This is a genomic window from Streptomyces sp. NPDC032198 (genome assembly GCF_040636975.1).
Classification (GTDB): Bacteria; Actinomycetota; Actinomycetes; order Streptomycetales; family Streptomycetaceae; genus Streptomyces.
Window position 1 is genome coordinate 613,412 of the sequence record NZ_JBEZVL010000003.1, and the last position, 25,914, is coordinate 639,325.

A 25,914-nucleotide genomic window follows, 5' to 3' on the forward strand; every position below is an offset into this window, starting at 1 on the left:
CATGACAGAGCGTCAGAAGGACCGGCCGTGGCTCATGCGGACCTATGCCGGTCACTCCACGGCCGAGGCATCCAACGAGTTGTACCGGCGCAACCTCGCCAAGGGTCAGACGGGCCTCTCGGTCGCGTTCGACCTGCCCACGCAGACCGGCTACGACCCGGACCACATCCTCGCCCGCGGCGAGGTCGGCCGGGTCGGGGTCCCCGTCTCGCACGTGGGCGACATGCGGCGGCTGTTCCAGGACATCCCCCTGGACCAGATGAACACCTCGATGACGATCAACGCCACGGCCATGTGGCTCCTGGCGCTCTATCAGGTGGTCGCGGAGGAGCAGGGCGTGGACATCACGCAGCTCCAGGGGACGACGCAGAACGACATCGTCAAGGAGTACCTCTCGCGCGGGACGCACGTCTTCCCGCCGGTGCCCTCCCTCCGCCTCACCACCGACATGATCACGTACACGGTGGCCCACATCCCCAAGTGGAACCCGATCAACATCTGCAGCTACCACCTGCAGGAGGCCGGGGCCACTCCGGTCCAGGAGATCGCGTACGCGATGTCCACCGCCGTCGCCGTCCTGGACGCCGTGCGCGACTCCGGCCAGGTGCCCGAGGAGAAGTTCGGTGACGTCGTCGCCCGTATCTCCTTCTTCGTGAACGCGGGCGTCCGCTTCGTCGAGGAGATGTGCAAGATGCGGGCGTTCGGCCGCATCTGGGACCGGATCACGCGCGAGCGGTACGGCATCACCAACCCCAAGCAGCGCCGCTTCCGCTACGGCGTACAGGTCAACTCCCTCGGCCTGACCGAGGCGCAGCCCGAGAACAACGTCCAGCGCATCGTCCTGGAGATGCTGGCCGTCACGCTCTCCAAGGACGCACGCGCGCGTGCCGTGCAGCTTCCCGCCTGGAACGAGGCCCTGGGCCTCCCCCGGCCGTGGGACCAGCAGTGGTCGCTGCGCATCCAGCAGGTGCTCGCCCTGGAGAGCGATCTCCTGGAGTACGAGGACATCTTCGAGGGCTCGCACGTCATCGAGGCCAAGGTGGAGTCCCTCGTCGAGGAGTCGCTCGCCGAGATGGACCGCATCGAGCAGATGGGCGGCGCGATGGCCGCCGTCGAGTCCGGCTACCTGAAGTCGCAGCTGGTCTCCTCGCACGCGGAGCGCAGGGCGCGCATCGAGTCGGGCGAGGAGAAGATCGTCGGCGTCAACGCCTACGAGTCGACCGAGCCGAACCCGCTCACCGCGGACCTGGACACCGCGATCATGACGGTCGACCCGGCCGTCGAGAACCGCGTCGTGAAGGCGCTGGGAGCCTGGCGCGACACCCGCTACCAGCCGCCGTTCAACCACCCGCGCCCCTGCAAGGCCCTGGAGAAGCTCAAGGAGGTCGCCGCGGGCACGGGCAACCTCATGGAGGCCACCCTGGAGTGCGCACGCGCCGGTGTGACGACCGGGGAGTGGTCCGGCGCCCTGCGGGAGGTCTTCGGGGAGTTCCGGGCGCCCACGGGCGTCTCCAGCGCTCCGGTGGCCGTCACCGCGGAGGCGGGTACGGCGCTCGCCCTGGTCCGCGACAAGGTCTCAAGGACCGCCGCCGACCTCGGCACCGGCAAGCTGCGCTTCCTGGTCGGCAAGCCGGGTCTCGACGGGCACTCCAACGGGGCCGAGCAGATCGCGGTGCGTGCGCGCGACGCCGGCTTCGAGGTGGTCTACCAGGGCATCAGGCTCACGCCCGAGCAGATCGTCGACGCCGCGCTCGCCGAGGACGTGCACGCCGTGGGCCTCTCGATCCTCTCCGGCTCCCACGCGCAGCTCGTGCCGGACGTGCTGGTGCGCCTGCGCGAGGCAGGGGCGCCCGACATTCCCGTCATCGCGGGCGGCATCATCCCCAACAGCGACGCCGAGGACCTGAAGGCGGCGGGTGTGGCCGCCGTGTTCACCCCCAAGGACTTCGGTATCACCGAGATCATCGGCCGTATCGTCGACGAGATCCGGAAAGCGAACAAGCTCGACCCTCTGGAGGTCCCCGCATGACCGCGCCCATCAACCGCCTGCGCCCCCGCCGCTCATGTCTGGCGGTACCGGGTTCGAACCCGCGCTTCCTGGAGAAGGCCCAGGGCCTCCCCGCCGACCAGGTCTTCCTGGACCTGGAGGACGCCTGCGCGCCGCTCGCCAAGCCGGAGGCGCGGCACACCATCGTCAAGTTCCTCAACGAGGGCGACTGGGCGGGCAAGACGCGAGTGGTGCGCGTCAACGACTGGACGACCGAGTGGACGTACCGCGACGTCGTCACGGTCGTCGAGGGCGCGGGCCAGAACCTCGACTGCATCATGCTGCCGAAGGTGCAGACGGCCGACCAGGTCGTCGCCCTCGACTTCCTGCTCACGCAGATCGAGAAGACGATGGGCTTCGAGGTCGGCAAGATCGGCATCGAGGCGCAGATCGAGAACGCGCAGGGCCTCAACAACGTCAACGCGATCGCGCAGGCCTCGCCGCGCGTCGAGACGATCATCTTCGGCCCGGCCGACTTCATGGCCTCCATCAACATGAAGTCCCTGGTCGTCGGCGAGCAGCCGCCCGGCTACCCCGCGGACGCCTACCACTTCATCCTGATGAAGATCCTGATGGCCGCCCGCGCCAACAACCTCCAGGCGATCGACGGCCCCTACCTCCAGATCAAGAACGTCGACGGCTACCGCGAGGTCGCGGGCCGCGCCGCCGCGCTCGGCTTCGACGGCAAGTGGGTCCTGCATCCCGGCCAGGTCGACGCCGCCAACGAGGTCTTCTCGCCCTCCCAGGAGGACTTCGACCACGCCGAGCTGATCCTGGACGCCTACGACTACTGCACCTCCGAGGCGGGCGGCAAGAAGGGCTCGGCGATGCTCGGCGACGAGATGATCGACGAGGCGAGCCGCAAGATGGCGCTCGTCATCTCGGGCAAGGGCCGTGCCGCCGGCATGACCCGCACCTCCAAGTTCGAGATCCCGGAGGCCTGAGATGCAGTTCGGCCGCACCTACGAAGAGTTCGAAGTCGGCGCCGTCTACAAGCACTGGCCCGGAAAGACGGTCACCGAGTACGACGACCACCTCTTCTGCCTCCTGACGATGAACCACCACCCCCTCCACATGGACAGCAACTATGCGGAGAAGACGACGGACTTCGGGAAGAACGTCGTCGTGGGGAACTACATCTACTCGCTGCTCCTGGGCATGTCCGTGCCGGACGTCTCGGGCAAGGCGATCGCCAACCTGGAGGTCGAGTCGCTCAAGCACGTGGCGCCGACCTTCCACGGCGACACGATCTACGGCGAGACCACGGTCCTGGACAAGACTCCGTCGAAGTCCAAGTCGGACCGCGGGATCGTCTACGTGGAGACCAAGGGCTATAAGCAGGACGGCACGCTGGTCTGCGTGTTCCGCCGCAAGGTGATGGTCCCCACCGAGACGTACATCAAGGAGCGCGGCGGCGAGCAGCCCGGCCGCCCGGAGCTCAAGTCCCAGGAGAAGTGACGCCATGAGCCGACTCGCGCAGACCGCAGGTCTCACCGACATCCAGCAGGAGATCCTGTCCACCGTCCGGGACTTCGTCGACAAGGAGATCATTCCGGTCGCCACGGAGCTGGAGCACCGTGACGAGTACCCGCAGCAGATCGTCGACGGTCTCAAGGAGTTGGGCCTCTTCGGGCTCATGATCCCGGAGGAGTACGGCGGTCTGGGCGAGTCGCTGCTCACGTACGCGCTGTGCGTCGAGGAAATAGCGCGTGGCTGGATGTCGGTCTCCGGCATCATCAACACCCACTTCATCGTCGCCTACATGCTCAAGCAGCACGGGACGCAGGAGCAGAAGGACACCTTCCTGCCGCGCATGGCGGCCGGCGAGGTGCGCGGCGCGTTCTCCATGTCGGAGCCCGCGCTCGGCTCCGATGTGTCGGCGATCACGTCCAAGGGCGTCAAGGACGGCGACGAGTACGTCCTGAACGGTCAGAAGATGTGGCTCACGAACGGCGGCACGTCCACGCTGGTGGCCGTTCTGTGCCGAAGTGACGAAGGACACCCGGAGGGCACCGCGCCCCACAAGTCGATGACGACCTTCCTCGTCGAGAAGGAGCCCGGCTTCGGAGAGGTCCGGCCGGGCCTCACCATCCCCGGCAAGATCGACAAGATGGGTTACAAGGGCGTCGACACGACCGAACTCATCATGGACGGGCTACGAATTCCGGCCAATCGCGTGCTCGGCGGGACCACCGGACGCGGTTTTTACCAAATGATGGACGGCGTCGAAGTCGGCCGGGTCAATGTCGCGGCGCGTGGCTGCGGAGTCGCTCAGCGTGCATTTGAGCTCGGTGTCTCATATGCCCAGCAACGTCACACTTTCGGCAAGGCGATCGCTCAGCACCAGGCGATCCAGTTCAAGCTGGCCGAGATGGCTACCAAGGTCGAGGCCGCCCATGCGATGATGGTGAATGCCGCACGCAAAAAGGACTCCGGGGAACGAAACGACCTCGAAGCCGGGATGGCGAAGTACCTCGCATCCGAATACTGCAAAGAAGTCGTAGAGGACGCGTTCCGGATTCATGGCGGTTACGGCTTCTCGAAGGAGTACGAGATCGAGCGCCTGTACCGTGAAGCTCCCATGCTGCTGATCGGCGAAGGCACCGCCGAGATCCAGAAAATGATCATTGGGCGGCGACTGCTCGAAGAGTATCGATTCCAGGGCTAGATGCCCGATTTGGGGTGTTTTCATCGAGAAGAAGGTCACACCCTGTCAACACTCTTCGGCCGTCGACTCCGCTTCCTGGCTTGCCCAGTTGTGGCTCGCAACCGATACCATCCGGAAAAAGCCGCCGTCCCCCGTTAGTGCGCGGCATCATCCGCTACGAAGGTCATCCATGCCCCACAGCCAAACCTCTGCACCACGCGACAGCCTCGCTGGCGTACGCCTTGCGCGCGGAGCATCGCCGTGGCTCCTGCCGACTGTCGCCACCGCGGCACTCAGCCTCGTCCGCGCGCGTCGCTCCAAGGGCGCCGCGGCCGTCGCTGTACCTGCTACCGCTCTGGCGGCGGGCATGCTGTGGTTCTTCCGCGACCCCGAGCGCGACATCGCCCAGGGCCGGGTCATCTCCCCGGCCGACGGCGTGGTGCAGAGCATCATGCCGTGGAAGGACGGGCGCACCCGCGTCGCGATCTTCATGAGCCCGCTGAACGTCCACGTCAACCGCGCGCCCCTCGCAGGCACGGTGACGTCCGTGGAGCACATCCCCGGCGGGTTCGTCCCGGCGTTCAACAAGGAGAGCGAGAACAACGAGCGCGTTGTCTGGCACTTCGACACCGAGCTCGGCGACATCGAGATGATCCAGATCGCGGGCGCGGTCGCGCGGCGCATCGTTCCTTACGTGCCGCAGGGCACGAAGGTGGAGCAAGGTGAACGGATCGGCCTGATCCGCTTCGGCTCCCGTGTCGACATCTATCTCCCCGAGGGTGTCGACGTGGACGTCGAGGTCGGTCAGAAGACCGTGGCTGGGGTGACTCGAATTGACCGTGGTTGATCCTGAGACACAGGCGGGCTGGGTGCCCGAGGCGGCTGATGACGAGGCCGACGAGGAGATGCCTCTCTCACTCCGCCTCTCGATAGCGGACACCCTCACCCTCGGCAACGCCACGTGCGGGTTCATGGCCGTGTACTTCACGACCACGGGCATCCTCATCCCGCACCTGCAGGGCAGCAACGAAAGCGGCATGGCGCGGCACTCCGCCGCGACCGCCGTGATCCTGATGCTCTGCGCGGCCGTCTTCGACCTCTTCGACGGGCTCGTGGCGCGCAAGCTGCGGTCCTCGCCGATGGGCGCGGAGCTCGACAACCTGTCGGACCTGATCAGCTTCGGTCTGGCCCCCGCGTACTTCGTGCTCGTCTACGGCATGGTCGCCGACGACGCGCACCAGAGAGTGGCCGCGGTCGGAGCGATCGTCGTGCTGTTGGCGGTGGTGCTTCGGCTTGCGCGGTTCAGCTGCGTGACCGTGAAGGACGGCACCTTCCAGGGCATGCCCTCACCGTTCGGCGCGCTGACGGTCGTCTCGATCGTGCTCCTGGAGCTGCCCTTCGTGGCGACGCTCCTCGCGATCATCGGTACGGCCTGGCTCATGGTCAGCCGGGTCGAGTACCCCAAGCCGCGGGGTCCCCTCGCGGTGGCCATGCTCGCGTGGATCGTCGCGGCCATGGGGCTGCTCGCGGCCTGGGCCTTCGAGGCTCCGGGCGGCCAGCTCCTGCTGCAGACCGGCTGCGCGCTGCAGCTGGTGCTCGGCGCGGTCATCCCGCTGTTCGCCACGGCCCGCCGGGTGAACAACTTCCGGGACAACCGGCGTGAGGCACGGGCGGCGCAGCTGCCGTAGCGGCGCTTGTACGACATGCGAAGGGGGCCCGAACCGCTTGGTTCGGGCCCCCTTCGCGTGCCGTGAGATCTCAGGCCCCCGGTGTGTAGCCCTCCACCGCGTCGGCGGCTCCCGGCTCGCGGACCACCTTCATGCCGCCCGTGGCGCTCTTGTCGGGGCGCAGGATCACGCTCTCCTTCGACGACGGGGCCTTGGGGTCGCTGAAGTCCTGGGAGACGCCGAAGCCCGTGTCGTAGTCGCTGATGGTCAGGAGCGCCTTGTCGACGCCGTCACGCGTGAGGTCCTTGCTCTCGCAGGCCTTCTTCAGCGCCTCGCCGAAGATGGACGCCGCGGTCCAGCCGGCTGTCACGCCGTTGTCCAGGGAGTCCTTCGGGTAGGCCGCCTTGTAGTCGGTGACCAGCTTCTTCGCCGCGGGGGTGTCCGCGCCGATCGGGAGGGTCGGGGAGGCCACGTAGTAGTTCTTGGCCAGCGCCGGGCCCGCCTGGGTGCCCAGGAGCTGGGGGGCGAACGCCGAGTTGTTGCCGATGATCGGGACGTCGAACTTGCCGGCCGCCGCGACGCCCACCAGGGAGGCCGCCTGCCGGGGCCCCGCGCTGATGACGATGCCCTTCACGCCCGCCTTCTTCAGGGCCGCGACCTGCGCCGTCATGTCGTTGTCGGTCGCCTTGATCTTCTGCTCGACGACGGTGAGGCCCGCCTTCTTGGCCATGTACTGCGAGCCCTTCAGCGCGTTCTCGCCGTAGTCGCCCTCGAAGTAGACGTGGCCGAGCTTGTCGCCCTTCTTGAGGCCCTTCTTCTTCATCAGGAAGTCGATCGCGTTGATCGTCTCCAGGTCGTACGTCGAGCCGACGACCCGGACGTACGAGCTGCCCAGGAGGTTCGCCGACCAGGCCTGCGGCAGGACGAGCGCCTTGTCGGCGTCGACCCGCTGCTTGACCGCGGCGACGAACGGGGAGCCGATGAACTGGGCGAAGCCGAGGACGTCCGGCTCCAGCTCGGTGTACGCGGCGACCGCCTTCTGGGGGTCGTAGCCGTGGTCGCGGACGGTCAGCTTCAGCTTGCGGCCGCAGATGCCGCCGTCGGCGTTGGTCTGCTTGACGTACAGCTGCTGGGCCTGCGTGACGCTCTTGCCGAGGGTCGCGTAGACCCCCGTCATGTCGGTGAGCACACCGAGGTTGATCGTCTTGGCGGAGACACCGACGCCGGACTTGACCCCGCCCGCACCCTCCTTGTCGGCCTTGTCGTCCCCCGCCTTGGAGCTGCAACCGGCCACCGCCAGCAGCGCGGCGAGCGCCGTCGCCGTCGCGGTGGTCCTCTTCGACCTGCGTGAACTCATCGTTCCTCCCCTGGAGTTGGGCCGGACGTCGGCCTGGAGCGCCGGGCGGCGATGCTGGCCAGGCCGCCGGGCAGGAACAGCACCACCGCCACGACGGCGGCGCCGTACAGATACCGGGACGCCTCACCCGGTGTGATTCCGCCACTGCCGGGGGCCGAGACCAGGGGCAGCGCGTCGCTGTACCGGGTCAGGAGCTGCGGCAGCAGGGACACCACGGCGGCACCGGCCACCGCGCCTGCCACCGAGCCGAGGCCGCCGATGACGATCATGGCGAGGTATTCGAGGGACAGCGTCATGCCGAAGTAGTCCGGCACGGTGCGCTGGAAGACCAGGGCGAGCAGGACGCCCGCCAGGCCCGCGTACATCGACGACAGGACGAAGACACCCGCGCGGTAGCGGGCGACGGGCACCCCGATGACTCCGGCGGCGATGCGGTGGTCCCGGATGGCGTTCATGGCGCGCCCGGGGCGCCCGCGCAGCACACCCCGGGCGAAGAGCCCGCAGCCGACGAGGAGGACGAGCCCCGCGTACCAGAGCTTCTCCGACGCCCCGAACGGCACGGCGGCCACGACGAGCTCGCTGTCGTCGAAGGTGATCCCGAAGACGTTCAGGGGCGGTACGTCGCGTCCGTTGGAGCCGCCCGTCAGGTCGTGGGCGTTGAAGAGCGCGTGCTGCCCGATGAAGATCAGGGCGAGGGTCGCGATGCCGAGGTAGGCGCCGCGCAGGCGACCGGCGATGGGGCTGAAGAGGCCGCCCGCGATCCCCGCGACGCCGACGGCCAGGGCGGCCGCGATCCAGGTGGGCAGGCCGAGGCCGGTGAGGCCGTCCTTCCCGTCCCCCGCGAAGACGCAGTATCCGTACGCGCCGATCGCCAGGAAGAAGGCGTGCCCCATGGAGAGCTGGCCGGTCGCGCCGGTGAGGAGGTTGAGGCCGATCGCGCCGATCGCGGCGGCCATGGCGAAGAGACCCGCCTGGAGCCAGAACCGGTCGAGGTAGAAGGGCAGGGCTAGCAGCAGCACCGCGCCCGCGATCCAGAGGTACCTGCGGGGGCGGGTCGGCATCGTACGGACTCGGGAGCGCAACTCCCTCCCGCGGGCCAGGACTTCAGACACGGGCGAGCTCCTTCGTGCCGAAGAGTCCGGCGGGCCGGACGAGGAGGATGACGGTCATCACGAGGTAGGGCGCGAGGTCGCCGAGTCCCCTGCCCAGGAAGGTGAGTTCGCTCTGGTACCCGGTGGCGAGGGATTCGGTGACCCCGACCACGAGTCCGCCGACGAGCGCGCCCGTGGTGGAGTCGAGGCCCCCGAGGATCGCGGCGGGGAACGCCTTGAGCGCGGCGAGGGAGGTGGCCCGTTCGAGTCCCGGGGTCGGGAAGACGGTCAGGAAGAGCGCGGCCACGGCGGCGAGGCCTCCCGCCACCGCCCAGGCGCCGAGCGATACCCGGCCAAGACGCACGCCCATCAGGGCGGCGGTCTCCGGGCTCTCCGCGGCGGCCCGCATCGCCACGCCCCAGGAGGTGTAGCGGAAGGCGAGCAGGAAGACGGTGATGAGGAGCGCGGCGGCGACGAACGCGGCGATCCGCGTGTGGGCGATGGAGACCGACCCGATGGTGAGCACCGAGTCGCCCCAGGGGTCGCCGAGGGCGAGCACGTCGGTGCCCAGGCGGCGGGTGAGTTCGGTGGTGAGCAGGATGTCGACGCCGATGGTGACGATGGCCAGGACACTGTGGTCGGAGCCCCGGTAGCGCCGCATGACGAAGAACTCGATGGCGGCGCCGACGACGGCCGCGCCCGCGATGCCGACGAGCAGCGCCGGCCAGAAGCCGATGTCGTCGTGGAGGGACGCGGTGAAGTAGCCGCCGGCCAGGAGCAGCGAGGCGTGCGCGAAGTTCACGACTTCGGTGGCCCGGAAGATGACGACGAAACCGAGGGCGATGAGCGCGTAGACGGATCCCATCGAGAGACCGTTGAGGAGGAGCTCGATGAAGGTGGTCACGAGGTGGCCCCCTCTCCCAGGTACGCGCGGACGACCGCCGGGTCGTTCTGTACGTCGGCCGGAGCTCCGTCGGCTATCCGGCGTCCGAAGTCCAGTACGGTCACCGCGTCCGCGAGCCGCATCACCACCCCCATGTCGTGTTCCACCAGGACGATCGAGATTCCGAGGCTGTCGCGGACGCCCGCGATGACGGCGGCGGTGCGTTGCCGCTCGTCCGCGGTCATGCCCGCGACCGGTTCGTCGAGCAGGAGCAGCCGGGGCTCCATGCACAGGGCGCGCGCCAGTTCGGCGAGTTTCTGCTGCCCGTACGGCAATGAGCCTGCGGGAGCGTGGAGTTGATGCTCGATGCCGACGAACGCGGCGATCTCCCGCACCCGCTCGCGGTGCAGCCTCTCCTCGCGGGCCGCCGAAGGGAGGCGGAGTCCCGCGGCGAGGAATCCCGTGCGGGTCAGCCGGTGGCGGCCGAGCATCAGGCTGTCGGCGACCGTCGCGCGCGGCGGCAGGGCGAGGTTCTGGAAGATCCGCGCGACGCCGAGGCCGGCGATGCGGTGCGGAGGCATCGCCGTCAGTTCGTGTTCGCCGAAGCGGACGCTGCCGCCGGTGGCGCGGTACACGCCGGACAGGACGTTGAAGCAGGTGGACTTCCCGGCGCCGTTGGGTCCGATGATGGCGTGCACGGTGCCGGGCCTCACGGTGAAACTGACGGCGTCGAGGGCGGTGAGGCCCGCGAAGCGGACGGTCAACTCCCGGACCTCCAGGGCGGGTACGTCAGATGCGCGGGGCGGCGCGTCGGCCGCCGAGGGGTTCTCGGTCATCGCCTGCCCGCCCAACGGCTCAGCTGTGGATGGGCGCTGACGCCGCGTGAGGCGTCGTCGGCGGCGGTCTCGTCGACCACGCCGAGGTAGCGGCGGCGCACCTCGTCGGAGGCGGCCAGTTCGTCCGCGGCGCCGGACAGGGCCACTTCGCCCACGTCCAGGACGCACGCACTCGAAGCGAGGCGCAGCGCGAGGGCGGCGTTCTGCTCGACGAGGAGGACCGAGGTGCCCTGGGCGTTGATCTCCTGGATGGTGTCGGCGATGCGTGCCGCCATCAACGGGGCGAGCCCCAGGGAGGGTTCGTCCAGGAGCAGCAGTTTCGGTGAGGCCATCAGCGCCCTGGCGACCGCGAGCATCTGCTGCTCGCCGCCCGAGAGGAGCCCGGCCCGCTGGCCCGCGCGCTCCTGGAGCACGGGGAAGAGTTCATGGACGCGGTCCATGGCCGTGCTCTTCACGGCGCGGCTTCCCGCGGATCCCAGAGCCCCCGCCCGCAGGTTGTCCGCGACGGTCATCCGGGCGAACACATGCCTGCCTTCCGGCACTTGGGACACTCCGGCGGCGACCACCCGGTCCGGGTGCAGCCCGTCGATGCGCCGCCCCCCGAAGTGGATGGAGCCGGTGGTCAGCGCCCCCCGGTGAAAGGCGAGGGTGCGTGAAATGGCGCGCAGGAGCGTCGACTTGCCCGCGCCGTTGCCGCCGAGGACGGCTACGACGGCGCCGTCCGGTACTTCGAGCGACACCTGGCGCAGCGCGCGCACCGGCCCGTACCCGACCGACGCGTCCTGTACGACCAGTCCGGAACCACCCACCTGGGACCCCCTGTCCTGTCTGTCCTGTGCCTGTCCTGCTCGTCACGCAGGGGCGCCTCTGCTACCGGGCCCTCCGCGTGGCGCTCAGCCCAGCACCGCCGCGCCCGCCCGTCCACGGCCTGTCTCCGAATCGCTGCGGGTGACCAGCGGGACCGGCCGCCGGTTGTGCACGGGCACAACACCCCGTGTCAGGGGCCTGCCAGGGCAGCGGGGCGATGGCATCCTCCGCAGCACGGAGGCACGGCGGGCGGCGGCGATGGGGGGCGGATCCATGAGCGGGCGCAGGCCTCGGACGGGCCACGACTGGAAGGTGCTCGAGGAGGCGTGCGTGGCGCTGAAGCCCCGCATTCCCGAGCTGGTGGACGAACATCTGCGGCAGCTCTCCGAGCACTCGCCGGTGTACGCGCGCGTGCTGCCGCACGACCAGCAGTGGCGGGAGGCGGAGGAGGCGATGCGCATCGGCATCGAGACGATCTCGGCGCCGCGCGCGTCACCGCGCCGCGATCTGGAGTACGCGGAGGAGGCCGGCAGGCGCCGCGCCCAGCAAGGGATGCCGCTCGACCTGGTGGTGCACTCGTACCGCAACGCGGGCTATCTGGTCTGGGACTCGCTGCTCGAAGGCGTGGTGGGGCAGGACCCGGAGAAGCTCGCCGTCCTGATGCGGTCGGCGACGATGGTGTGGTCGGCGGTCGACGCGCAGGCGGCGGCCGCGTCCGACGCGTACCGGGCGACGGAGCTGGAGCTGCGGCAGCGCACCGACGAGCAGTTGCAGGCGCTGCTGGACGCCCTCCTCGAAGGCCAGTCCGCGCCCGGACTCGTCGCGCAGGTGGCCGCGGGTCTGGATGTGCCGGAGCGCGGGCCGTACGCGGTGGTGGTGCTGCGCGCCGAGCGCCGGGACGGGCGCGCCGCGTTCCACCGGCAGATCCAGCGGGCCGGGTTCCGCTTCGTCTGGCGTATGCGGACGGACCGGGAGGTGGGTGTGGTGGCGCTCGGCGCGGAGGAGGGCCTGGACGAGCTGGCCGCCGCGCTGGAGGGTCGGTGCCCCGGGCCCGGCGGGATCAGCCCGGTGGTGGCGGGGCTCTCCGAACTCGGGCACGCGCGACGCCTGGCCGAGCTGGCCCTGCGGACGTGTCCGCCGGACGCGACCGGGATCGTACGGCTCGACGAGCGGATGCCGACGGCCCTGGTGGTGAGCCAGCCGGAGCTGGCGGGGCGGCTTGTGTCGGACGTCTTCGGCGAGGTGCTCGCGCTGGAACCGGCGGACCGGGCGGTGCTCCTGGAGACGCTGGACGTGTGGCTGCTGTGCGAGGGGTCGGCGGGGCGGGCCGCGGGGCGGCTCTACTGCCACCGGAACACGGTGTTCAACCGCTTGCGACGGCTTGAGCAGCTGACCTCGCGGTCGCTGGCCAGGCCTCGGGACCTGATGGAGATGACGCTGGCTCTGGACGCGTATCGGCTGGCGCCGGGCCAGGGCGGTGTCCCGGGGGCGCCGCGCTGATCACCGGCTCCGCCGAGTTCTTCCTCGAACGCCGGGCGGGCTGAAGATCCAGCCCGCCCGAGTCCGTCACCGCACCTGCCCGGCGCTAGCCCAGCCCGGCGCCTAGGCCAGGAAGTCCCGGGCGATGCCCTCCGCCACCGTTTCCAGGATGGGCCCCGCCTCGGCGATGCACCGGGCGACATCCGGCTCCACGTCGGTGAGGGCGTACGCGCGGCGGATGCCCGCCTTGCCGAGGGCCTCCGCAGGAAGTGCCAGGCGGCCGCAGACCGCCACGACCTCGACGCCCGCCTCGCGGGCCGCCGCCGCCACACCGGCGGGAGCCTTGCCGTGGAGGGTCTGCTCGTCCAGCGAGCCCTCCCCCGTGATCACCAGCGACGCCCGCGCGAGGGCGGGCGCGAAGCCGAGGACGTCCAGCATGACCTCGATCCCGGGGCGGAAGCTCGCGCCGAGCCCGACCAGGGCTCCGTAGCCGATGCCGCCCGCCGCTCCGGCGCCCGGGGACTCCGCGTACTCGAGCGCGGCGGAGCCCACCGATCCGGAGAGCACCTGCGCGAAGTGCGCGAGGGCCGCGTCCAGGTCGGCGACGTCCTCCGGGGTCGCCCCCTTCTGCGGCCCGTACACCGCCGGAGCGCCCTTCGGGCCGGTCAGCGGGTTGTCCACGTCGCTGGCCAGGACCAGGTCGACCGAGGCGAACCGCTTGTCGAGGCCGGACAGGTCCGCCGTGGCCAGCGAAGCCAGCGGGCCGCCTCCCGGCGCCACGGGCTCCCCTGCCGCGTCCAGGAAGGCCGCGCCGAGCGCGGCCAGCATCCCGGCGCCGCCGTCCGTCGTCGCGCTGCCTCCGACGCCGAAGACGATGGTCCGCGCGCCCGCGTCGAGCGCGGCGCGCAGCAGTTCACCAGAGCCGTACGTCGTGGACGTGAGCGGGGCGAAGACACCCTCGGGGAGCAGCTGAAGGCCCGAGGCCTCCGCCATCTCCACCACCGCGGTGCCGTCCCGCAGCGCGTAGGCCGCGGTGACCTCCTCGCCGAGCGGCCCTGTCACCCGCACCTCACGGCGCTCGAAACCGGCCGCGACCGCCGCGGCGACCGTGCCGTCGCCGCCGTCGGCCACCGGCAGGGCCTCGACCTTCACCTGTGGGGCGACACGGCGAAGCCCGGCCGTCACCCGCTCCGCGACCTGCACGGCCGTGAGTGAGCCCTTGAACTTGTCCGCGGCGATGAGCACATGCCCCGCCGTCCCAGCAGCGTCCGCCACCTTGCATCCCCTTGCTTTCCGGGCCTTGCTCGCGTCAAGGCAGTCGCGCCGCTGCGACCATAACCGCAGGAAGGGCCGCCTGCCCATGGCCGTCCGCATATCGGAGCCTCAGCCCTCCCCTTTAAATCACTCTAAAACGCCCCATAAGCACGCAACGTGATCATGGGAATGATCGATCAGGCGCTCCAAAGGGAGCCCCAGAGCAGGGGACGCGGAACGAAAACCAGACGAACCTCTCACGCTCCGCGCCGAACCGGTCACATTGACCGCGCACGAACGCCCCGAATTCGGTAGACCGGACGCATGACCCCAGTGCATACGGAACTCGCCGACCGTGTCCTCGGCGGCTGGATCGGGCGGATCTCGGGCAACATGCTCGGCAAACCCATCGAGCGGGGCGACTACTGGACGCGGGAGCGCATCGAGCGTTATCTGCGGCAGGCCGACGCGCTGCCGCTCACCGACTACCTGCCCGAACCCCCTTCCTGGGTGGAGGAGTTCCAGCTGCGGCCCGAGTGGCAGAGTTGCGTACGCGGCAAGGTGCACGGCAGTTGCCGGGACGACGACGTCGACTACGCGATCCTCGGACTGCACCTCCTGGAGACCCACGGGTCCACGTTCAGCACCGAGCAGGTCGGCGAGCTGTGGCTGACGCGCCTTCCCTATCTGCAGACGTTCACCGCCGAGCGCGCCGCGTACCGGAATCTCGTGAACGGGCTCAAGCCGCCGCTCACCGCGACGTACGAGAACTCCTGCCAGGAGTGGATCGGCGCCCTCATCCGTGCCGACATCTTCGGCTGGACGAACCCCGGCGCGCCGCGCCGCGCGGCCTCTCTCGCCCGCCGGGACGCCGTGCTCTCGCACACCGGCAACGGTGTCTACGGGGCGATGTGGGCGGCGGCGCTCGTCGCGGCCGCGTTCACCGCGGCCACGCCCCGCGCCGCGCTCGACGCCGCCTTCCGCGTGATCCCGTCGAGCTGCCGGCTCGCCCGTACGGTGTGCCGGGTCGTCTCGCTCCATGGGGCCGGGCTCAGCTGGGAGGAGACGCTGGCCACCGCCGAGTCGGAGAACTCCGGGCTGAGCTGGATCCACGTGGTGCCGAACTCGGCCGTCCTGACCGCCGGACTCCTCTACGGCGAGGGCGACTTCACCCGGACCATCGCCCTGACGGTGCGCGGCGGCCTCGACACCGACTCGAACGGTGCGACCGCCGGGTCCGTCGCGGGGGTGCTGTGCGGGGCCAAGGCGATCCCCTCGCAGTGGCGCGACCCTCTGGAGGACCGGGTACGGAGTGCGGTGTTCGGCTTCGACGGGGCCAGGGTCAGTGAACTGGCCGCACGGACCGTGGAGTTGGCGGCGGAGTGACGGATGGCGAGGACGGGGGTGCGCCGCCCCTACCCTTTTCACGTGACCAATCAGGACTACGCCACGTACATCGCGGGCCTGCCCCGCATCATCGCCGGGGCCGCCGCGCTCTTCCGGGACACCGAGGGGCGGGTGCTGCTCGTCGAGCCCAACTACCGCGAGGGGTGGGCCCTGCCCGGCGGAACCGTCGAGTCGGACGAGGGCGAGACGCCGCGGCAGGGGGCGCGCCGCGAGACCGCCGAGGAGATCGGCCTGGACGTCGAGCTGGGGGCGCTGCTCGCGGTGGACTGGGTGCAGGGTGTGTCGCGGCCTCCGCTGGTCGCCTACCTGTACGACGGCGGGGTGCTCGGCGACGACCGGCTGAAGTCGATCAGGCTCCAGGAGGACGAGCTGCTCTCCTGGCGTCTGGTGGCCCGCGAGGACCTGCCCGCGTTCCTGCCGGGCGAGCTGGGGCTGCGCGTGCGGGCCGGACTTGAGGCACTCGATGCGGGGACGGGACCGGTCGAGCTGGAGGACGGGCTGCGGGTCGGCTGACCCCCGCGCACCGACCGACCCTGCCTTCGGATCAGAAGAGGGAATCCTCCTGGCGTGGCGTCGTCGCACCCTCGAAGGCCAGCAGCCGCTGCTTGCGGTCGAGTCCGCCGCCGTAGCCGGTCAGGGAGCCGCCCGCGCCGATCACCCGGTGGCAGGGCACGATGACCCCGATCGGGTTCTTTCCGTTGGCGAGCCCGACCGCGCGTGACGCGTTGGGCTTGCCCAGCAGGGTCGCGAGCTCGCCGTACGTGCGGGTCTCCCCGTACGGGATGAGCTGAAGCTGCTGCCAGACGGTGCGCTGGAACGGAGTGCCGTCGAGGCGCATCGGCAGGTCGAACTGCGTCAACTCGCCCGCGAAGTAGGCATCGAGCTGCTCGATCGTCTCGCCGAAGGGTTCGGCGTCGCGGTCGCCGAAGGATTCCTCGGGCGGGCGGTGGCGCTGTTCCGTCATGTAGAGGCCGCTGAGGGTGCCGTCGGTGGCCACGAGAGTCAGGGGGCCGTAGGGGCTGTCGATGAGGGTGTGTTGGCGGTGCACGGATGCTGCCTCTCAGGCCGGGATGCGGTTGATGGGGTGGGCGTCGGTGGCCCACAGGTACTGGACCGCGTACGCCCGCCAGGGGCGCCAGGCCGCGGCCCGTTCGGTGAGCGCCGCCGGGGTGTGCGGCAGGCCGAGCTCCTGGGCCGCGCGCCGGATCCCGAGGTCGGTGGGGAGGAAGGCGTCGGGGTCACCGAGCGCCCGCATCGCGATGACCTCGACCGTCCAGGGGCCGAAGCCGGGCAGTGCGGTGAGCCGGGCGCGGGCCTCCTCCCAGCCGCTCTCCGCGCCGAGCCGGAGTGATCCGTCGGCGAGGTGGCGTACGAGCGTGGTCAGGGTGGTGCGGCGGCTGCGCGGCAGCGCGAGCGACTCGGGGTCGAGCGCGGCCAGGGCTTCCGGCGCGGGGAAGAGGTGGGTGAGGCCGCCCTCGGGGTCGTCGACCGGCTCGCCGTGCGCGGTGACCAGGCGGGCGGCGTGGGTGCGGGCGGCGGCGGTGGAGACCTGCTGGCCCAGTACCGCGCGTACGGCGAACTCCGCCTCGTCGACCGTGCGCGGCACGCGGCGGCCGGGCGCCTTGGCCACCAGGGGTGCGAGCAGCGGGTCGGTGCTCAGCTGGCCGTCCACCGCGACCGGGTCCGCGTCCAGGTCGAGCATGCGGCGGCAGCGGCTGATGGCGATCGTGAGGTCGCGCAGGTCGGTGAGGCTGAGGCGGCAGGCGATGTGGTCCGGGGCAGGGGTCAGGGCGACGACTCCGTGGCCGTAGGGGAGGCGGAGCGTGCGGCGGTACGCGCCGTCGCGCCACTCCTCGACGCCGGGCACGGCGGTGGCGATGAGGTGGCCGAAGAGGTTGTCGGGGTTGAGCGGGGCGCGGAACGGGAGCCGGAGCGAGAGCGCGCCGGGGGCGGATGCCTTCCGGTGGGACTTCGGGGCGCGGGACCGCAGTTCGCCGGGGGCAAGCGCGAAGACCTCGCGGACGGTGTCGTTGAACGTGCGGATCGAGGAGAAGCCTGCGGCGAAGGCGATCTCCGCCATGGGCAGGGGCGTCGTCTCGATGAGCAGCCGGGCGGTCTGGGCGCGCTGGGCCCTGGCCAGGGCGAGGGGTCCCGCGCCGAGTTCGGCGAGGAGCTGGCGTTCCACCTGGCGGGTGCTGTAGCCGAGGCGGGTGGCGAGGCCGGGTACTCCCTCGCGGTCCACCACGCCGTCCCCGATGAGGCGCATCGCGCGGGCCACGAGGTCGGCGCGCTGGTTCCACTCGGGCGAGCCGGGGCTGCTGTCGGGGCGGCACCGCTTGCAGGCCCGGAACCCTTCCTGCTGGCAGGCTGCCGCGCTCGGGTAGAAGCTCATGTTCTCGGGCTTCGGGGGGACCACGGGACAGCTGGGGCGGCAGTAGATGCGGGTGGTCAGGACCGCCGTGTAGAACCATCCGTCGAACCGGGCGTCCTTCGACTGCACGGCCCGTACGCAACGGTCGGCGTCGGTGTGCATCGAGGGGGGCGGGGTGGTGGTCATGCCTCAAGGATCGGGCATGGGGGGTGCGGGTGGCTGGCGAGAATCCGACATGGCCCTTGGGGTGCTGCGCGGGTCCCGCGGGGCGTCCGGGAGCCGCGGTCGGCCGGGGTCTCGTCAGGACGCGCGGAGCTTGCGCCACACTGCCTTCGCCGCGTTGTGCCCCGACATGCCGTGCACGCCGGGTCCGGGCGGGGTCGCGGAGGAGCAGATGAACACGGCCGGGTGCGCGGTGCCGTACGGAAAAAGGGAGAGCTTGGGGCGGAGCAGCAGCTGGAGGCCGCTGGCGGCGCCGCAGGCGATGTCGCCGCCCACGTAGTTGGCGTTGCGGGCGGCCAGCTCGGGCGGGCCCGCGGTGGCGCGGGCCAGGACGCGGTCGCGGAAGCCGGGGGCGAAGCGCTCCAGCTGGCGCTCGATCGCGTCGGTGAGGTCGCCGTCCCAGCCGTTCGGCACATGGCCGTACGCCCAGAAGACCTGCTTGCCCTCGGGGGCGCGGGACGGGTCGACGAGGCTGGGCTGCACGGTGATCAGGAACGGCGGGTCGGGCGCGCGGTTCTCGCGCGACGCGGCGTTCAGCGCGGCGCTGATCTCGGCGCTGCCGCCGCCGACCTGCACGGTGCCCGCCGTGCGGGCCTCCTTCGCCGTCCACGGCACGGGCCCGTCGAGGGCGTAATCGATCTTGAAGACGCTCGCGCCGTACCGATAGTTCTGATAGCTGCGGCCCAGGCCCGCGATCCGGGCCAGCGCGGTGGGCGAGGTGTCGAAGATGTACGCGCGCGCCGGGGGGAGGTCGTCGAGCCGCTTGACCTCGTAGTCCGTGTGGACCGTGCCGCCGAGGTCCTTCAGATACGCGGTGAGCGCGTCCGAGATCGACTGTGAGCCGCCCCGGGCGACCGGCCAGCCTCGGGCGTGTGCGGCGAGCGCGAAGACCAGGCCGACGGCGCCGGTGGCGAGCCCGCCGAGCGGTGCGATGACATGGGCGACCAGGCCGGAGAACAGGGCGCGGGCCCGGTCGTCGCGGAAGCGGCGCATCAGCCAGGTGGAGGGCGGCAGTCCCGTGAGGCCGAAGCGCGCGAGGGTCACGGGGTCGCGGGGCAGCGCGGTCGACGGCAGCGCCATGAAGTCCCGCAGGAGGTCGTCCCACTTGCCGACGAAGGGGTCGACGAGCCTTCTGTACGCCCCCGCGTCACGCGGCCCGAACGAGGCGGCGGTCTCGGCGACGGAGCGGGACAGCACGGCGGCGGTGCCGTCCGTGAAGGGGTGCGCCATGGGCAGCTGCGGCTGGAGCCAGTCAAGGCCGTACCGGTCGAGGGGCATCGTCCGGAACACGGGCGAGTTGATGCCCAGCGGATGTGCGGCGGAACAGGGGTCGTGCCGGAACCCGGGAAGCGTCAGCTCCTCGGTCCTCGCCCCGCCGCCGACGGTCTCCTTGGCCTCGAACACGGCCACCGAGAAGCCGCGGCGGGCCAGCTCGACGGCAGCGGTCAGACCGTTCGGTCCCGCCCCCACGATGACGGCATCAAGCATCGACGGCACCTTCGGACTCCTTTGTCAGCCGATGGCCTCTGCCGCCAGGATAGGCCGGACCACCGACAGCGCCGTGAGCGCGGGTGGCCTCCAGCGGGTGACGTATCGGCTGCGCCGCGCTGACGCGGGCTCCGACGACCGGACCAGCGACCGGACCGGCGGCTGGTCCGAGACGGGGCACGACGGGATCGCCGGACGAACCGGCCTGGGCCCACGGCAAGTTCGAGACTCCGGCAGCACCCCGCGGATCAGGCTGCGGCCGACAGCAGCTCCACCACCCGGTCGACGGTGGCGGCGTCCCGGCCGGCCGTGAACGGCAGCGCGTTCCCGCCCTCTATGCGGAAGGGCTCACCGGCGATGGTCAGGTTGCTGCCGCCGGCCTCGGCCACGAGGAGCAGTCCCGCCGCGTGGTCCCAGGCGAGCTCCCAGGAGAAGGCGACCGCGTCCAACTCACCCTTGGCGATGGCCAGATACTCCAGTCCCGCCGAACCGCAGGGCCTGGGCACGACGCCCTCCGTGCGCAGGCCGAGCAGCGCCTGCTTCTGCTCGGGCGTGGTGAAGTCCGGGTGCGAGGTCGCCACCTCGATCGCCTCCTGCGGCGAACCGGCCACAAGACGCTCTCCGTCGAGCCAGGCGCCCTTGCCGCGCAGGGCAACCGCCATCTCGTCGAGCGCGGGGGCGTACGTCCAGGAGGCGATCACCTCGCCGCGCCATGCCAGGGCGATCAGCATGCAGAATCCGGGGTCGCCGTGCACGAACTGGCGTGTGCCGTCCACGGGGTCGACGATCCACACCGGCGCGTCGGTGCGTATCGCCTCGTATATCGAGGGGTCCGCGTGCACCGCTTCCTCGCCCACGACCACCGATCCCGGGAGCAGGGTGGTGAGGGCCTTCGTCAGCTGCTCCTCGGCGAGGCGGTCGGCCACCGTCACGAGGTCGTGCGGGCCGCTCTTCTGGACGACATCGCCCTCGGCGAGCTGCCGGAACCTCGGCATGACCTCGGCCGCGGCGGCCTTGCGGAGGGCTTCTTCGACGTCGGGAACGCCACGTACCAGAAAGTCTTCGATCACTTCGATCATGCATCCATGAGAGCACGCCGGACTGACAATCCGTACGGGTCGGGGGAAGGGGGCATGGATTCGAGATGAATCCCACGTGACCTGACCCCTGGGCCTTGCTTCTCACGCTTCTCTGCCGTCCCACCAGGCAGAACGTGTCCCGCCGGCCCCACCCCCGAGGTCAGTGGGGCGACTCCCTGGTCTGCATGTGCGTGCGCAGGCGCCGCGTGTCCTCGGGGGTCCAGCCGTCCCGGGGGACGATCGCCGCCCAGCCGTCCACCGGGGCCGTCCCGTAGCGGTGGCCGTGGGGGGCCTCCACCCCGTACGACACCGCCATGTCCACCGACGTCTGCCAGAAGCTGACGACGGGGAACCAGCGGATCGCCGGGGTGATGTCCGGGCCCAGCGGCTTGTCGAGCCACTCCGGGCGGTGCAGGAACAGGTCGGGCGACCACCAGACGACCGGGTCGGACGCGTTCTGCAGGTAGACGACCCGCGGGTGCTTCCAGGCGGCGGAGGGACTCGGCCGTCTCAGGTCCCGCTCGGGGAACTGGGCGAACCGCACGTTCTTGCCGCCCTCGTACAGCGGTCGCCAGACGGGGCTCCCGGCGTCCCGGTGGTCCCGGATCTCCCGCGACATCGGGGCGAAGTTGGGCGTGCCGACGATGAGCGCTCCGTCCGTCCGCGCGAGCACGTCGTCCACGCCGTCGAACGACGACTCGATCGCGAACCCGCCCAGGCTCTCCCCCGTGACCACGAGCCTGGGCCGGTCGTCCGCGGGCAGGGCGGACCACATCGCGAGGACCGCGTCGACGAGCCGGCGGGTGGCCTGCGCCGCCCGTTCCTTGTCGACGAGGAAGGAGACCCAGCTGGGCAGGTAGGAGTACTGGACGGCGACGACGGCGGTGTCGCCGTCGTGCATGTACTCAAGGGGTTCGGTGATGTCGGCGTTGACCCAGCCGGTCCCCGTCGTCCCCGCGATGGCCAGGACGTCCCGGTCGAAGGCGCCGGTCCGCTCGAGCTCGTCCACGGCGAGGTGCGCCTTGGCCTCGAAGGGGTCCCGGCTGCTGAAGACCTCCGGCGCCGACGCGCTGACGTAGACACGGACGGGGTCCTTCGCGGGTCGGCCCGTGTACGAGGTGATCTGCTGCTTCGTCGGCGTGGACCCCGCGAAGCTGCGGCCCTGGAACCCGAGGTCCTCCCAGCGCAGGAGCGAGCCGGGCCCGCCCGAGACCAGCGGTGATTCCGGCCGCCGGACGCCCTTCTCGGTGCCGCCGTTCGTCGCGTACGCGATGCGGTCCGCGAGGTCGATGACGCCGCGCTGGAAGACCACGTCCCGCAGCCCGATCGTGACGATCAGCGCGCTCAGCGCGAGGCCGAGCCCGATGGCCAGGGGCAGCGGCACGAACCGGTGCAGGGCGCGGATCAGCCTGCGCGACCCCAGCCGGACGCCACGGGCCGCGAGCAGGAGCAGGGCCCAGAGCAGGACGGCGATCAGCATGATGACCGGCGTGTGCCAGGCCATGGTCGGCGGCAGCCCCTGGAGCTCGCGCAGCCGGCGCTGCGCGTGGTCGCTCTCGGTGATCAGCCAGACGGTGAGGACCAGCCCGAGCACCCAGTACGCCTGCCAGAGGCGGGCCCGCGCCTTCTCGCCCGGCCGCCACCGGAACAGTGCGCGGCACGCGGTGGCGACCACCGAGCCCAGGCCGTAGCCGATGGCCGCGGTGATCCCTCCGACGACGCCCTGGAGCAGCCAGGGGCGGGGCACGAGGGACGGTGTGAGCGAGAGCCAGAAGAAGACGGTGGCGAAGCAGGCGGCGGTGAGGTCAGGCCAGCGCCGGACGAGGTGGGTGGGGTCGGGCCGCTCCCAGTACGGCTTCCTGGCGACCGCCCCGGCCCGCCGCGCGACGCCCCGCACGCACCGCCGCACGGTCTCCCGCCAGGTGTCCGCTCTCCCGGTCATGCTGTTCGCCGCCCCGCCAATTCCACGCATAGTTCGCAAACCATACGTAGACGACGCGACGCAGGGCCTCATTTCGGGCCGTCGTCACGTGGTTGAAGCGTCCCGGGGACATGCCACAGCCCCAGAACCGGCATAGGGTGCATTTCATGGCGTAACGCCCTCCGTGAGGCGTGAGGCATGCCCCTCCGGGAGGCTCCTCGCCCGCCGCCCCGCCCCGAAAGGGTCACCCATGCATCCCTCCCTCAACCCGGCCACGCTGGCCGGGCTGCGCCGGCCGCGCCCCTACCCCGCCGTCACGGTCCTGCTGCCGACCCACCGCAGAGAGCCGGACAACGCGCAGGATCCCGTGCGGCTGCGCAACCTCGTCGCCGAGGCCAAGGAGCGCCTGAAGTCCGACCCCGCCGTGGCCAGGGAGCAGCGGATCGAGGTGGCCGCGCAGCTGGACCGGGCGGTGGCGGAGATCGACCTCGTGCACGCCGAGGACGGGCTCGCCGTCTTCGCCGCCCCCGGGGAGCACCAGGTGTGGTCGCTGGCCAGGACGGTGCCGTCGCGCGTGGTGTTCTCGGACACCTTCCTGACGCGCAACGTCGTCGCGGCCCAGGCCGCCGAGCGCCCGTACTGGGTCCTCGCCGTCTCGGCCGACCGCGTCTCGCTGTGGAGCGGTACCCCGGAGCGGGTCGTCGAGCACACGGCGGACGGATTCCCGCTGACCCGGAGCCTCGACGACCCCGACGCCGAGCGCAAGGAACGGATCGGCGACGTGCCGAGCACCTTCCGCGACGAACACACCCGCAAGTTCCTGCGCGAGGCGGACCTGGCCGCGGCCCGTGTGCTGCACGCGCATCCGCGCCCCCTGTTCGTGGCCGGTGAGGCCGCGGCGCTCTCCCTCCTCGACGACGTCGGCGCGGTCATCAGAGGGGCCACCGCGGTGCCGCACGGAGGCCTCGCGCACGGCCCGGTGGACGCGGTGCGGCAGGCGGTTCGCCCCTTCCTCGCCGCCCGGGAGAAGTCCGAACTCGACTCCGTGGTACACGAGTTGGACGCGGCGCAGGGACGGCATCAGTACGCCGCGGGCCTCGACGAGGTCTGGCAGAACGTGACCACGGACCGGGTGCGCCTCCTCGCCGTGGAGGACAGCTACCAGGCGACCGTGCGCGACGACGGCGGGCATCTCGTCCCGGCCGGCGACAACGATCTCGACGCGGTGGACGACGTGGTCGACGACATCGTCGAGCGGGCCCTGGACACCGGCGCACAAGTCCGTTTCGTACCCGAGGGCACGCTCACCGACCGGGGCCGGATCGCCTGCGTCCTTCGGTACTGACACCAGGCCCCGCTTCAGAGATCAGGGAAAGGACCGCAGCGAATGAACCCCCTGCCGCCCCTCGGGAAACGACGCACCACGCGCCGCGCACGCCGCGGGCCCGCGGTGTCCGCCGCCCTCACGCTGGCCGCCACGGTGACGGCCGCCGCCGCCCTCGTCTCGTGCGGCTCCGACGACGACTCCCCTTCGGCCGAGAGCAGTGGCTCGGTCAGTGAACGGCCGACGGCCCCGGATGCGTCGTCCTTCTCGGAGAAGACCGCGTCGCCGCTGAAGTCGCAGGCCTCGGAGGCGGCCGAGTCCGCCCGCGCCTCGGCGTCCGCCGCCGAGGCCTCCGCGTCGGAGCGCGCGGACGAGTTCGAGGCGTCCGTGTCCGCCGACACGGAACGGGCCAACCAGGCCGCGAAGGACGCCCTCAAGGACGTCGACGGGCGGGGCAACGCCACGGCCGACGTCTCCATGACGGGCAAGCCGCGCGCCGACACCGGCGGTGTGCTCGCCTCCGTGGTCACCTTCACCAACCGGACCGACAAGAAGGCGGACTTCGCCGTGCAGGTCGACTTCGTCGACTCCTCGGGCAAGACCGTGGAGACCCGCTACGTCGGCACGCAGGACCTCTCACCGGGCAAGCGGGCCCAGCGGTACGCCATCAGCCACGAGCCCCCGGAGCCGAAGCTCACCGCGAAGCTGGTCAAGGCCCAGCGGTACTGAACCCGGCCGGCCCCGCGGCCCGGTTCAGAAGTCCACGGCGTCGCGGACGAGCGGGCACGTCATGCAGTGCCCGCCGCCGCGACCGCGCCCGAGCTCGGCGCCGACGATGGTGATGACCTCGACCCCGGCCTTGCGCAGCAGCGTGTTGGTCTGAGTGTTGCGGTCGTACGTGAAGACCACGCCGGGCTCCAGGGCGACGGCGTTGTTGCCGCTGTCCCACTGCTGCCGCTCGGAGGCGTAGACGTCCCCGCCCGTCTCGATGACGCGCAGCTCGCGCAGGCCGAGCGACCTGGCGACGACGTCGACGAACGGGCGCGAGCCCTCGTCCGTGATCTCGACGCCCGCCGCCTTGTCGCTCGGGCGCAGCGTGAAGGAGTGCACGGCGTCCATGATCTTCGGGTAGAGCGTGACGATGTCGCGGTCGGCGAAGGTGAACACGGTGTCGAGGTGCATGGCGGAGCGCAGCCTGGGCATGCCCGCGACGATGACCTGCTCGGCCGCACCGTTCTTGAACAGCGAGGCGGCGACCTGGGTGATGGCCTGGCGTGAGGTGCGCTCGCTCATGCCCATCAGGACGACGCCGTTGCCGACGGGCATGATGTCGCCGCCCTCGAACGTCGCCTGACCCCAGTCGAGTTCTGGGTCGCCCCACCACACCGTGGCGCCGGTGAAGTCGGGGTGGAACTGGTAGACGGCCTTCATCAGGAGCGTCTCGTCGTGCCGGGCGGGCCAGTACAGCGGGTTGAGCGTGACACCTCCGTACAGCCAGCACGTCGTGTCGCGGGTGTAGAGGGTGTTGGGCAGCGGGGGCATCAGGTATTCGCGTACGCCGGTGGATTCGCGCACGAGGGAGACGTAGTCGGAGCGGAACTCGTCCGGCAGGTCCGCGGTGGCCAGGCCGCCGATGAGGTACTCGGTGAGTCGCCGGGGCTCCAGTGTCTCCAGGAAGGCGCGGGTGTCGTCGGTGAGTCCGAGGCCGACCTCGTTCGCGGTGATCTTCCGTTCGAGGAGCCAGGACTTCGCCTCGGGGATCGCCATGGTCTGGGCGAGCAGGTCGTGCAGTTCGACGACCTCGACGCCGCGCTGCTGCAGCTTGATGACGAAGTCGGCGTGGTCGCGCTGGGCGTTCTCCACCCACATGACGTCGTCGAAGAGCAGGTCGTCGGCGTTGGTGGGGGTCAGCCTGCGGTGCGCGAGTCCGGGCGCGCAGACCAGTACCTTGCGCAGCCTGCCGACCTCGGAGTGGACGCCGAAGTTCGGGGTGGCGGGGGTGTCGTGGCTGGTCACTGGGCGCCTTTCGGTCGG

At 70.9% G+C, this 25,914-nt stretch carries 23 protein-coding genes; 11 read left to right on the forward strand and 12 right to left on the reverse strand.

The window, feature by feature from the left end; genetic code table 11:
* Position 1: 1 nt before the first annotated feature.
* The 6 genes from AB0E78_RS10685 (at position 2) to pssA (ending at position 6,382) form a co-directional block, all read left to right on the forward strand.
* A complete protein-coding gene (locus AB0E78_RS10685) occupies positions 2-2,029 on the forward strand; it encodes a protein meaA (RefSeq protein WP_361830353.1) in 2,028 nt (675 codons plus the stop codon).
* Positions 2,026-2,991: a CoA ester lyase gene (locus tag AB0E78_RS10690; RefSeq protein ID WP_361830355.1), complete on the forward strand. Its 966-nt coding sequence runs from the start codon at positions 2,026-2,028 to the stop codon at positions 2,989-2,991. The genes AB0E78_RS10685 and AB0E78_RS10690 overlap by 4 nt, the downstream gene beginning before the upstream one ends.
* A gap of 1 nt (position 2,992) precedes the next feature.
* A complete protein-coding gene (locus tag AB0E78_RS10695; protein ID WP_361830356.1) occupies positions 2,993-3,505 on the forward strand; it encodes a MaoC family dehydratase in 513 nt (170 codons plus the stop codon).
* A gap of 4 nt (positions 3,506-3,509) precedes the next feature.
* Positions 3,510-4,715, forward strand: a complete 1,206-nt coding sequence (locus tag AB0E78_RS10700) for an acyl-CoA dehydrogenase family protein (RefSeq protein ID WP_160508249.1) — start codon at positions 3,510-3,512, stop codon at positions 4,713-4,715.
* A 169-nt stretch (positions 4,716-4,884) separates the two neighbouring features.
* Entirely contained in the window at positions 4,885-5,541 is a 657-nt protein-coding gene (locus AB0E78_RS10705) for a phosphatidylserine decarboxylase (protein WP_160508247.1), read from the forward strand.
* The gene (pssA, locus tag AB0E78_RS10710) at positions 5,528-6,382 is read left to right on the forward strand and encodes a CDP-diacylglycerol--serine O-phosphatidyltransferase (RefSeq protein ID WP_361830357.1); all 855 of its coding nucleotides are present in this window, start codon (positions 5,528-5,530) and stop codon (positions 6,380-6,382) included. The genes AB0E78_RS10705 and pssA overlap by 14 nt, the downstream gene beginning before the upstream one ends.
* A gap of 70 nt (positions 6,383-6,452) precedes the next feature.
* Here pssA and AB0E78_RS10715 read toward each other — a convergent pair whose 3' ends face one another.
* Genes AB0E78_RS10715 through AB0E78_RS10735 form a run of 5 tightly spaced genes read right to left on the reverse strand, consistent with a single transcriptional unit; the run spans position 6,453 to position 11,337 of the window.
* Complete coding sequence (locus AB0E78_RS10715) at positions 6,453-7,718, reverse strand: ABC transporter substrate-binding protein (protein WP_361830358.1); 1,266 nt, start codon at positions 7,716-7,718, stop codon at positions 6,453-6,455.
* Complete coding sequence (locus tag AB0E78_RS10720; protein ID WP_361830473.1) at positions 7,715-8,779, reverse strand: branched-chain amino acid ABC transporter permease; 1,065 nt, start codon at positions 8,777-8,779, stop codon at positions 7,715-7,717. The genes AB0E78_RS10715 and AB0E78_RS10720 overlap by 4 nt, the downstream gene beginning before the upstream one ends.
* Before the next feature lie 43 nt (positions 8,780-8,822).
* On the reverse strand, positions 8,823-9,713 hold the full coding sequence (locus tag AB0E78_RS10725; RefSeq protein ID WP_361830360.1) for a branched-chain amino acid ABC transporter permease: 891 nt from the start codon (positions 9,711-9,713) through the stop codon (positions 8,823-8,825).
* Positions 9,710-10,528, reverse strand: coding sequence for an ABC transporter ATP-binding protein (locus AB0E78_RS10730; protein WP_361830362.1), 819 nt, complete (start codon positions 10,526-10,528; stop codon positions 9,710-9,712). Before AB0E78_RS10730 ends, AB0E78_RS10725 begins: the two co-directional genes overlap by 4 nt.
* On the reverse strand, positions 10,525-11,337 hold the full coding sequence (locus tag AB0E78_RS10735; RefSeq protein WP_361830364.1) for an ABC transporter ATP-binding protein: 813 nt from the start codon (positions 11,335-11,337) through the stop codon (positions 10,525-10,527). Before AB0E78_RS10735 ends, AB0E78_RS10730 begins: the two co-directional genes overlap by 4 nt.
* Before the next feature lie 271 nt (positions 11,338-11,608).
* Here AB0E78_RS10735 and AB0E78_RS10740 point away from each other — a divergent pair, with 271 nt between their 5' ends.
* On the forward strand, positions 11,609-12,835 hold the full coding sequence (locus AB0E78_RS10740; protein WP_361830366.1) for a helix-turn-helix domain-containing protein: 1,227 nt from the start codon (positions 11,609-11,611) through the stop codon (positions 12,833-12,835).
* Positions 12,836-12,937: 102 nt separating this feature from the next.
* Here AB0E78_RS10740 and AB0E78_RS10745 read toward each other — a convergent pair whose 3' ends face one another.
* A complete protein-coding gene (locus AB0E78_RS10745; RefSeq protein ID WP_361830368.1) occupies positions 12,938-14,089 on the reverse strand; it encodes a glycerate kinase in 1,152 nt (383 codons plus the stop codon).
* A 303-nt stretch (positions 14,090-14,392) separates the two neighbouring features.
* Here AB0E78_RS10745 and AB0E78_RS10750 point away from each other — a divergent pair, with 303 nt between their 5' ends.
* Positions 14,393-15,454 (forward strand): ADP-ribosylglycohydrolase family protein, encoded by a 1,062-nt coding sequence (locus AB0E78_RS10750; RefSeq protein ID WP_361830369.1) that lies wholly within the window; start codon positions 14,393-14,395, stop codon positions 15,452-15,454.
* 42 nt (positions 15,455-15,496) lie between these two features.
* Positions 15,497-15,988, forward strand: coding sequence for an NUDIX hydrolase (locus AB0E78_RS10755; RefSeq protein WP_361830371.1), 492 nt, complete (start codon positions 15,497-15,499; stop codon positions 15,986-15,988).
* 31 nt (positions 15,989-16,019) lie between these two features.
* On the opposite strand, the gene AB0E78_RS10760 is transcribed toward AB0E78_RS10755, so the two are convergent.
* The 5 genes from AB0E78_RS10760 to AB0E78_RS10780 all read right to left on the reverse strand — a co-directional run bounded on the left by AB0E78_RS10760 (position 16,020) and on the right by AB0E78_RS10780 (position 22,577).
* Positions 16,020-16,523, reverse strand: coding sequence for a methylated-DNA--[protein]-cysteine S-methyltransferase (locus AB0E78_RS10760; protein ID WP_361830372.1), 504 nt, complete (start codon positions 16,521-16,523; stop codon positions 16,020-16,022).
* 12 nt (positions 16,524-16,535) lie between these two features.
* Positions 16,536-18,008, reverse strand: a complete 1,473-nt coding sequence (locus AB0E78_RS10765; RefSeq protein WP_361830475.1) for an AlkA N-terminal domain-containing protein — start codon at positions 18,006-18,008, stop codon at positions 16,536-16,538.
* A gap of 138 nt (positions 18,009-18,146) precedes the next feature.
* Complete coding sequence (locus tag AB0E78_RS10770; RefSeq protein ID WP_361830374.1) at positions 18,147-19,556, reverse strand: NAD(P)/FAD-dependent oxidoreductase; 1,410 nt, start codon at positions 19,554-19,556, stop codon at positions 18,147-18,149.
* Between the two features lie 248 nt (positions 19,557-19,804).
* The gene (locus AB0E78_RS10775; RefSeq protein ID WP_361830376.1) at positions 19,805-20,635 is read right to left on the reverse strand and encodes an inositol monophosphatase family protein; all 831 of its coding nucleotides are present in this window, start codon (positions 20,633-20,635) and stop codon (positions 19,805-19,807) included.
* Between the two features lie 160 nt (positions 20,636-20,795).
* Positions 20,796-22,577, reverse strand: coding sequence for an alpha/beta-hydrolase family protein (locus AB0E78_RS10780; protein ID WP_361830378.1), 1,782 nt, complete (start codon positions 22,575-22,577; stop codon positions 20,796-20,798).
* 229 nt (positions 22,578-22,806) lie between these two features.
* Between AB0E78_RS10780 and AB0E78_RS10785 the strand changes: the two genes are divergently transcribed.
* The gene (locus tag AB0E78_RS10785) at positions 22,807-23,901 is read left to right on the forward strand and encodes a chemotaxis protein (RefSeq protein WP_361830380.1); all 1,095 of its coding nucleotides are present in this window, start codon (positions 22,807-22,809) and stop codon (positions 23,899-23,901) included.
* Positions 23,902-23,943: 42 nt separating this feature from the next.
* Complete coding sequence (locus AB0E78_RS10790) at positions 23,944-24,609, forward strand: hypothetical protein (RefSeq protein WP_361830382.1); 666 nt, start codon at positions 23,944-23,946, stop codon at positions 24,607-24,609.
* 24 nt (positions 24,610-24,633) lie between these two features.
* Here AB0E78_RS10790 and arcA read toward each other — a convergent pair whose 3' ends face one another.
* On the reverse strand, positions 24,634-25,896 hold the full coding sequence (gene arcA, locus AB0E78_RS10795; RefSeq protein WP_361830384.1) for an arginine deiminase: 1,263 nt from the start codon (positions 25,894-25,896) through the stop codon (positions 24,634-24,636).
* Positions 25,897-25,914 lie beyond the last annotated feature (18 nt).

Bases quoted from the DNA above. Each gene is read 5' to 3' on its own strand.
- AB0E78_RS10685 (WP_361830353.1), top strand. From the start codon at position 2: ATGACAGAGCGTCAGAAGGACCGGCCGTGGCTCATGCGGACCTATGCC.
- AB0E78_RS10705 (WP_160508247.1), top strand. From the start codon at position 4,885: ATGCCCCACAGCCAAACCTCTGCACCACGCGACAGCCTCGCTGGCGTA.
- AB0E78_RS10690 (WP_361830355.1), top strand. From the start codon at position 2,026: ATGACCGCGCCCATCAACCGCCTGCGCCCCCGCCGCTCATGTCTGGCG.
- AB0E78_RS10780 (WP_361830378.1), bottom strand. From the start codon at position 22,577: ATGACCGGGAGAGCGGACACCTGGCGGGAGACCGTGCGGCGGTGCGTG.
- AB0E78_RS10695 (WP_361830356.1), top strand. From the start codon at position 2,993: ATGCAGTTCGGCCGCACCTACGAAGAGTTCGAAGTCGGCGCCGTCTAC.
- AB0E78_RS10715 (WP_361830358.1), bottom strand. From the start codon at position 7,718: ATGAGTTCACGCAGGTCGAAGAGGACCACCGCGACGGCGACGGCGCTC.
- AB0E78_RS10740 (WP_361830366.1), top strand. From the start codon at position 11,609: ATGAGCGGGCGCAGGCCTCGGACGGGCCACGACTGGAAGGTGCTCGAG.
- AB0E78_RS10775 (WP_361830376.1), bottom strand. From the start codon at position 20,635: ATGATCGAAGTGATCGAAGACTTTCTGGTACGTGGCGTTCCCGACGTC.
- AB0E78_RS10785 (WP_361830380.1), top strand. From the start codon at position 22,807: ATGCATCCCTCCCTCAACCCGGCCACGCTGGCCGGGCTGCGCCGGCCG.
- AB0E78_RS10770 (WP_361830374.1), bottom strand. From the start codon at position 19,556: ATGCTTGATGCCGTCATCGTGGGGGCGGGACCGAACGGTCTGACCGCT.
- AB0E78_RS10720 (WP_361830473.1), bottom strand. From the start codon at position 8,779: ATGCCGACCCGCCCCCGCAGGTACCTCTGGATCGCGGGCGCGGTGCTG.
- AB0E78_RS10790 (WP_361830382.1), top strand. From the start codon at position 23,944: ATGAACCCCCTGCCGCCCCTCGGGAAACGACGCACCACGCGCCGCGCA.
- AB0E78_RS10765 (WP_361830475.1), bottom strand. From the start codon at position 18,008: ATGCACACCGACGCCGACCGTTGCGTACGGGCCGTGCAGTCGAAGGAC.
- AB0E78_RS10730 (WP_361830362.1), bottom strand. From the start codon at position 10,528: ATGACCGAGAACCCCTCGGCGGCCGACGCGCCGCCCCGCGCATCTGAC.
- AB0E78_RS10750 (WP_361830369.1), top strand. From the start codon at position 14,393: ATGACCCCAGTGCATACGGAACTCGCCGACCGTGTCCTCGGCGGCTGG.
- AB0E78_RS10700 (WP_160508249.1), top strand. From the start codon at position 3,510: ATGAGCCGACTCGCGCAGACCGCAGGTCTCACCGACATCCAGCAGGAG.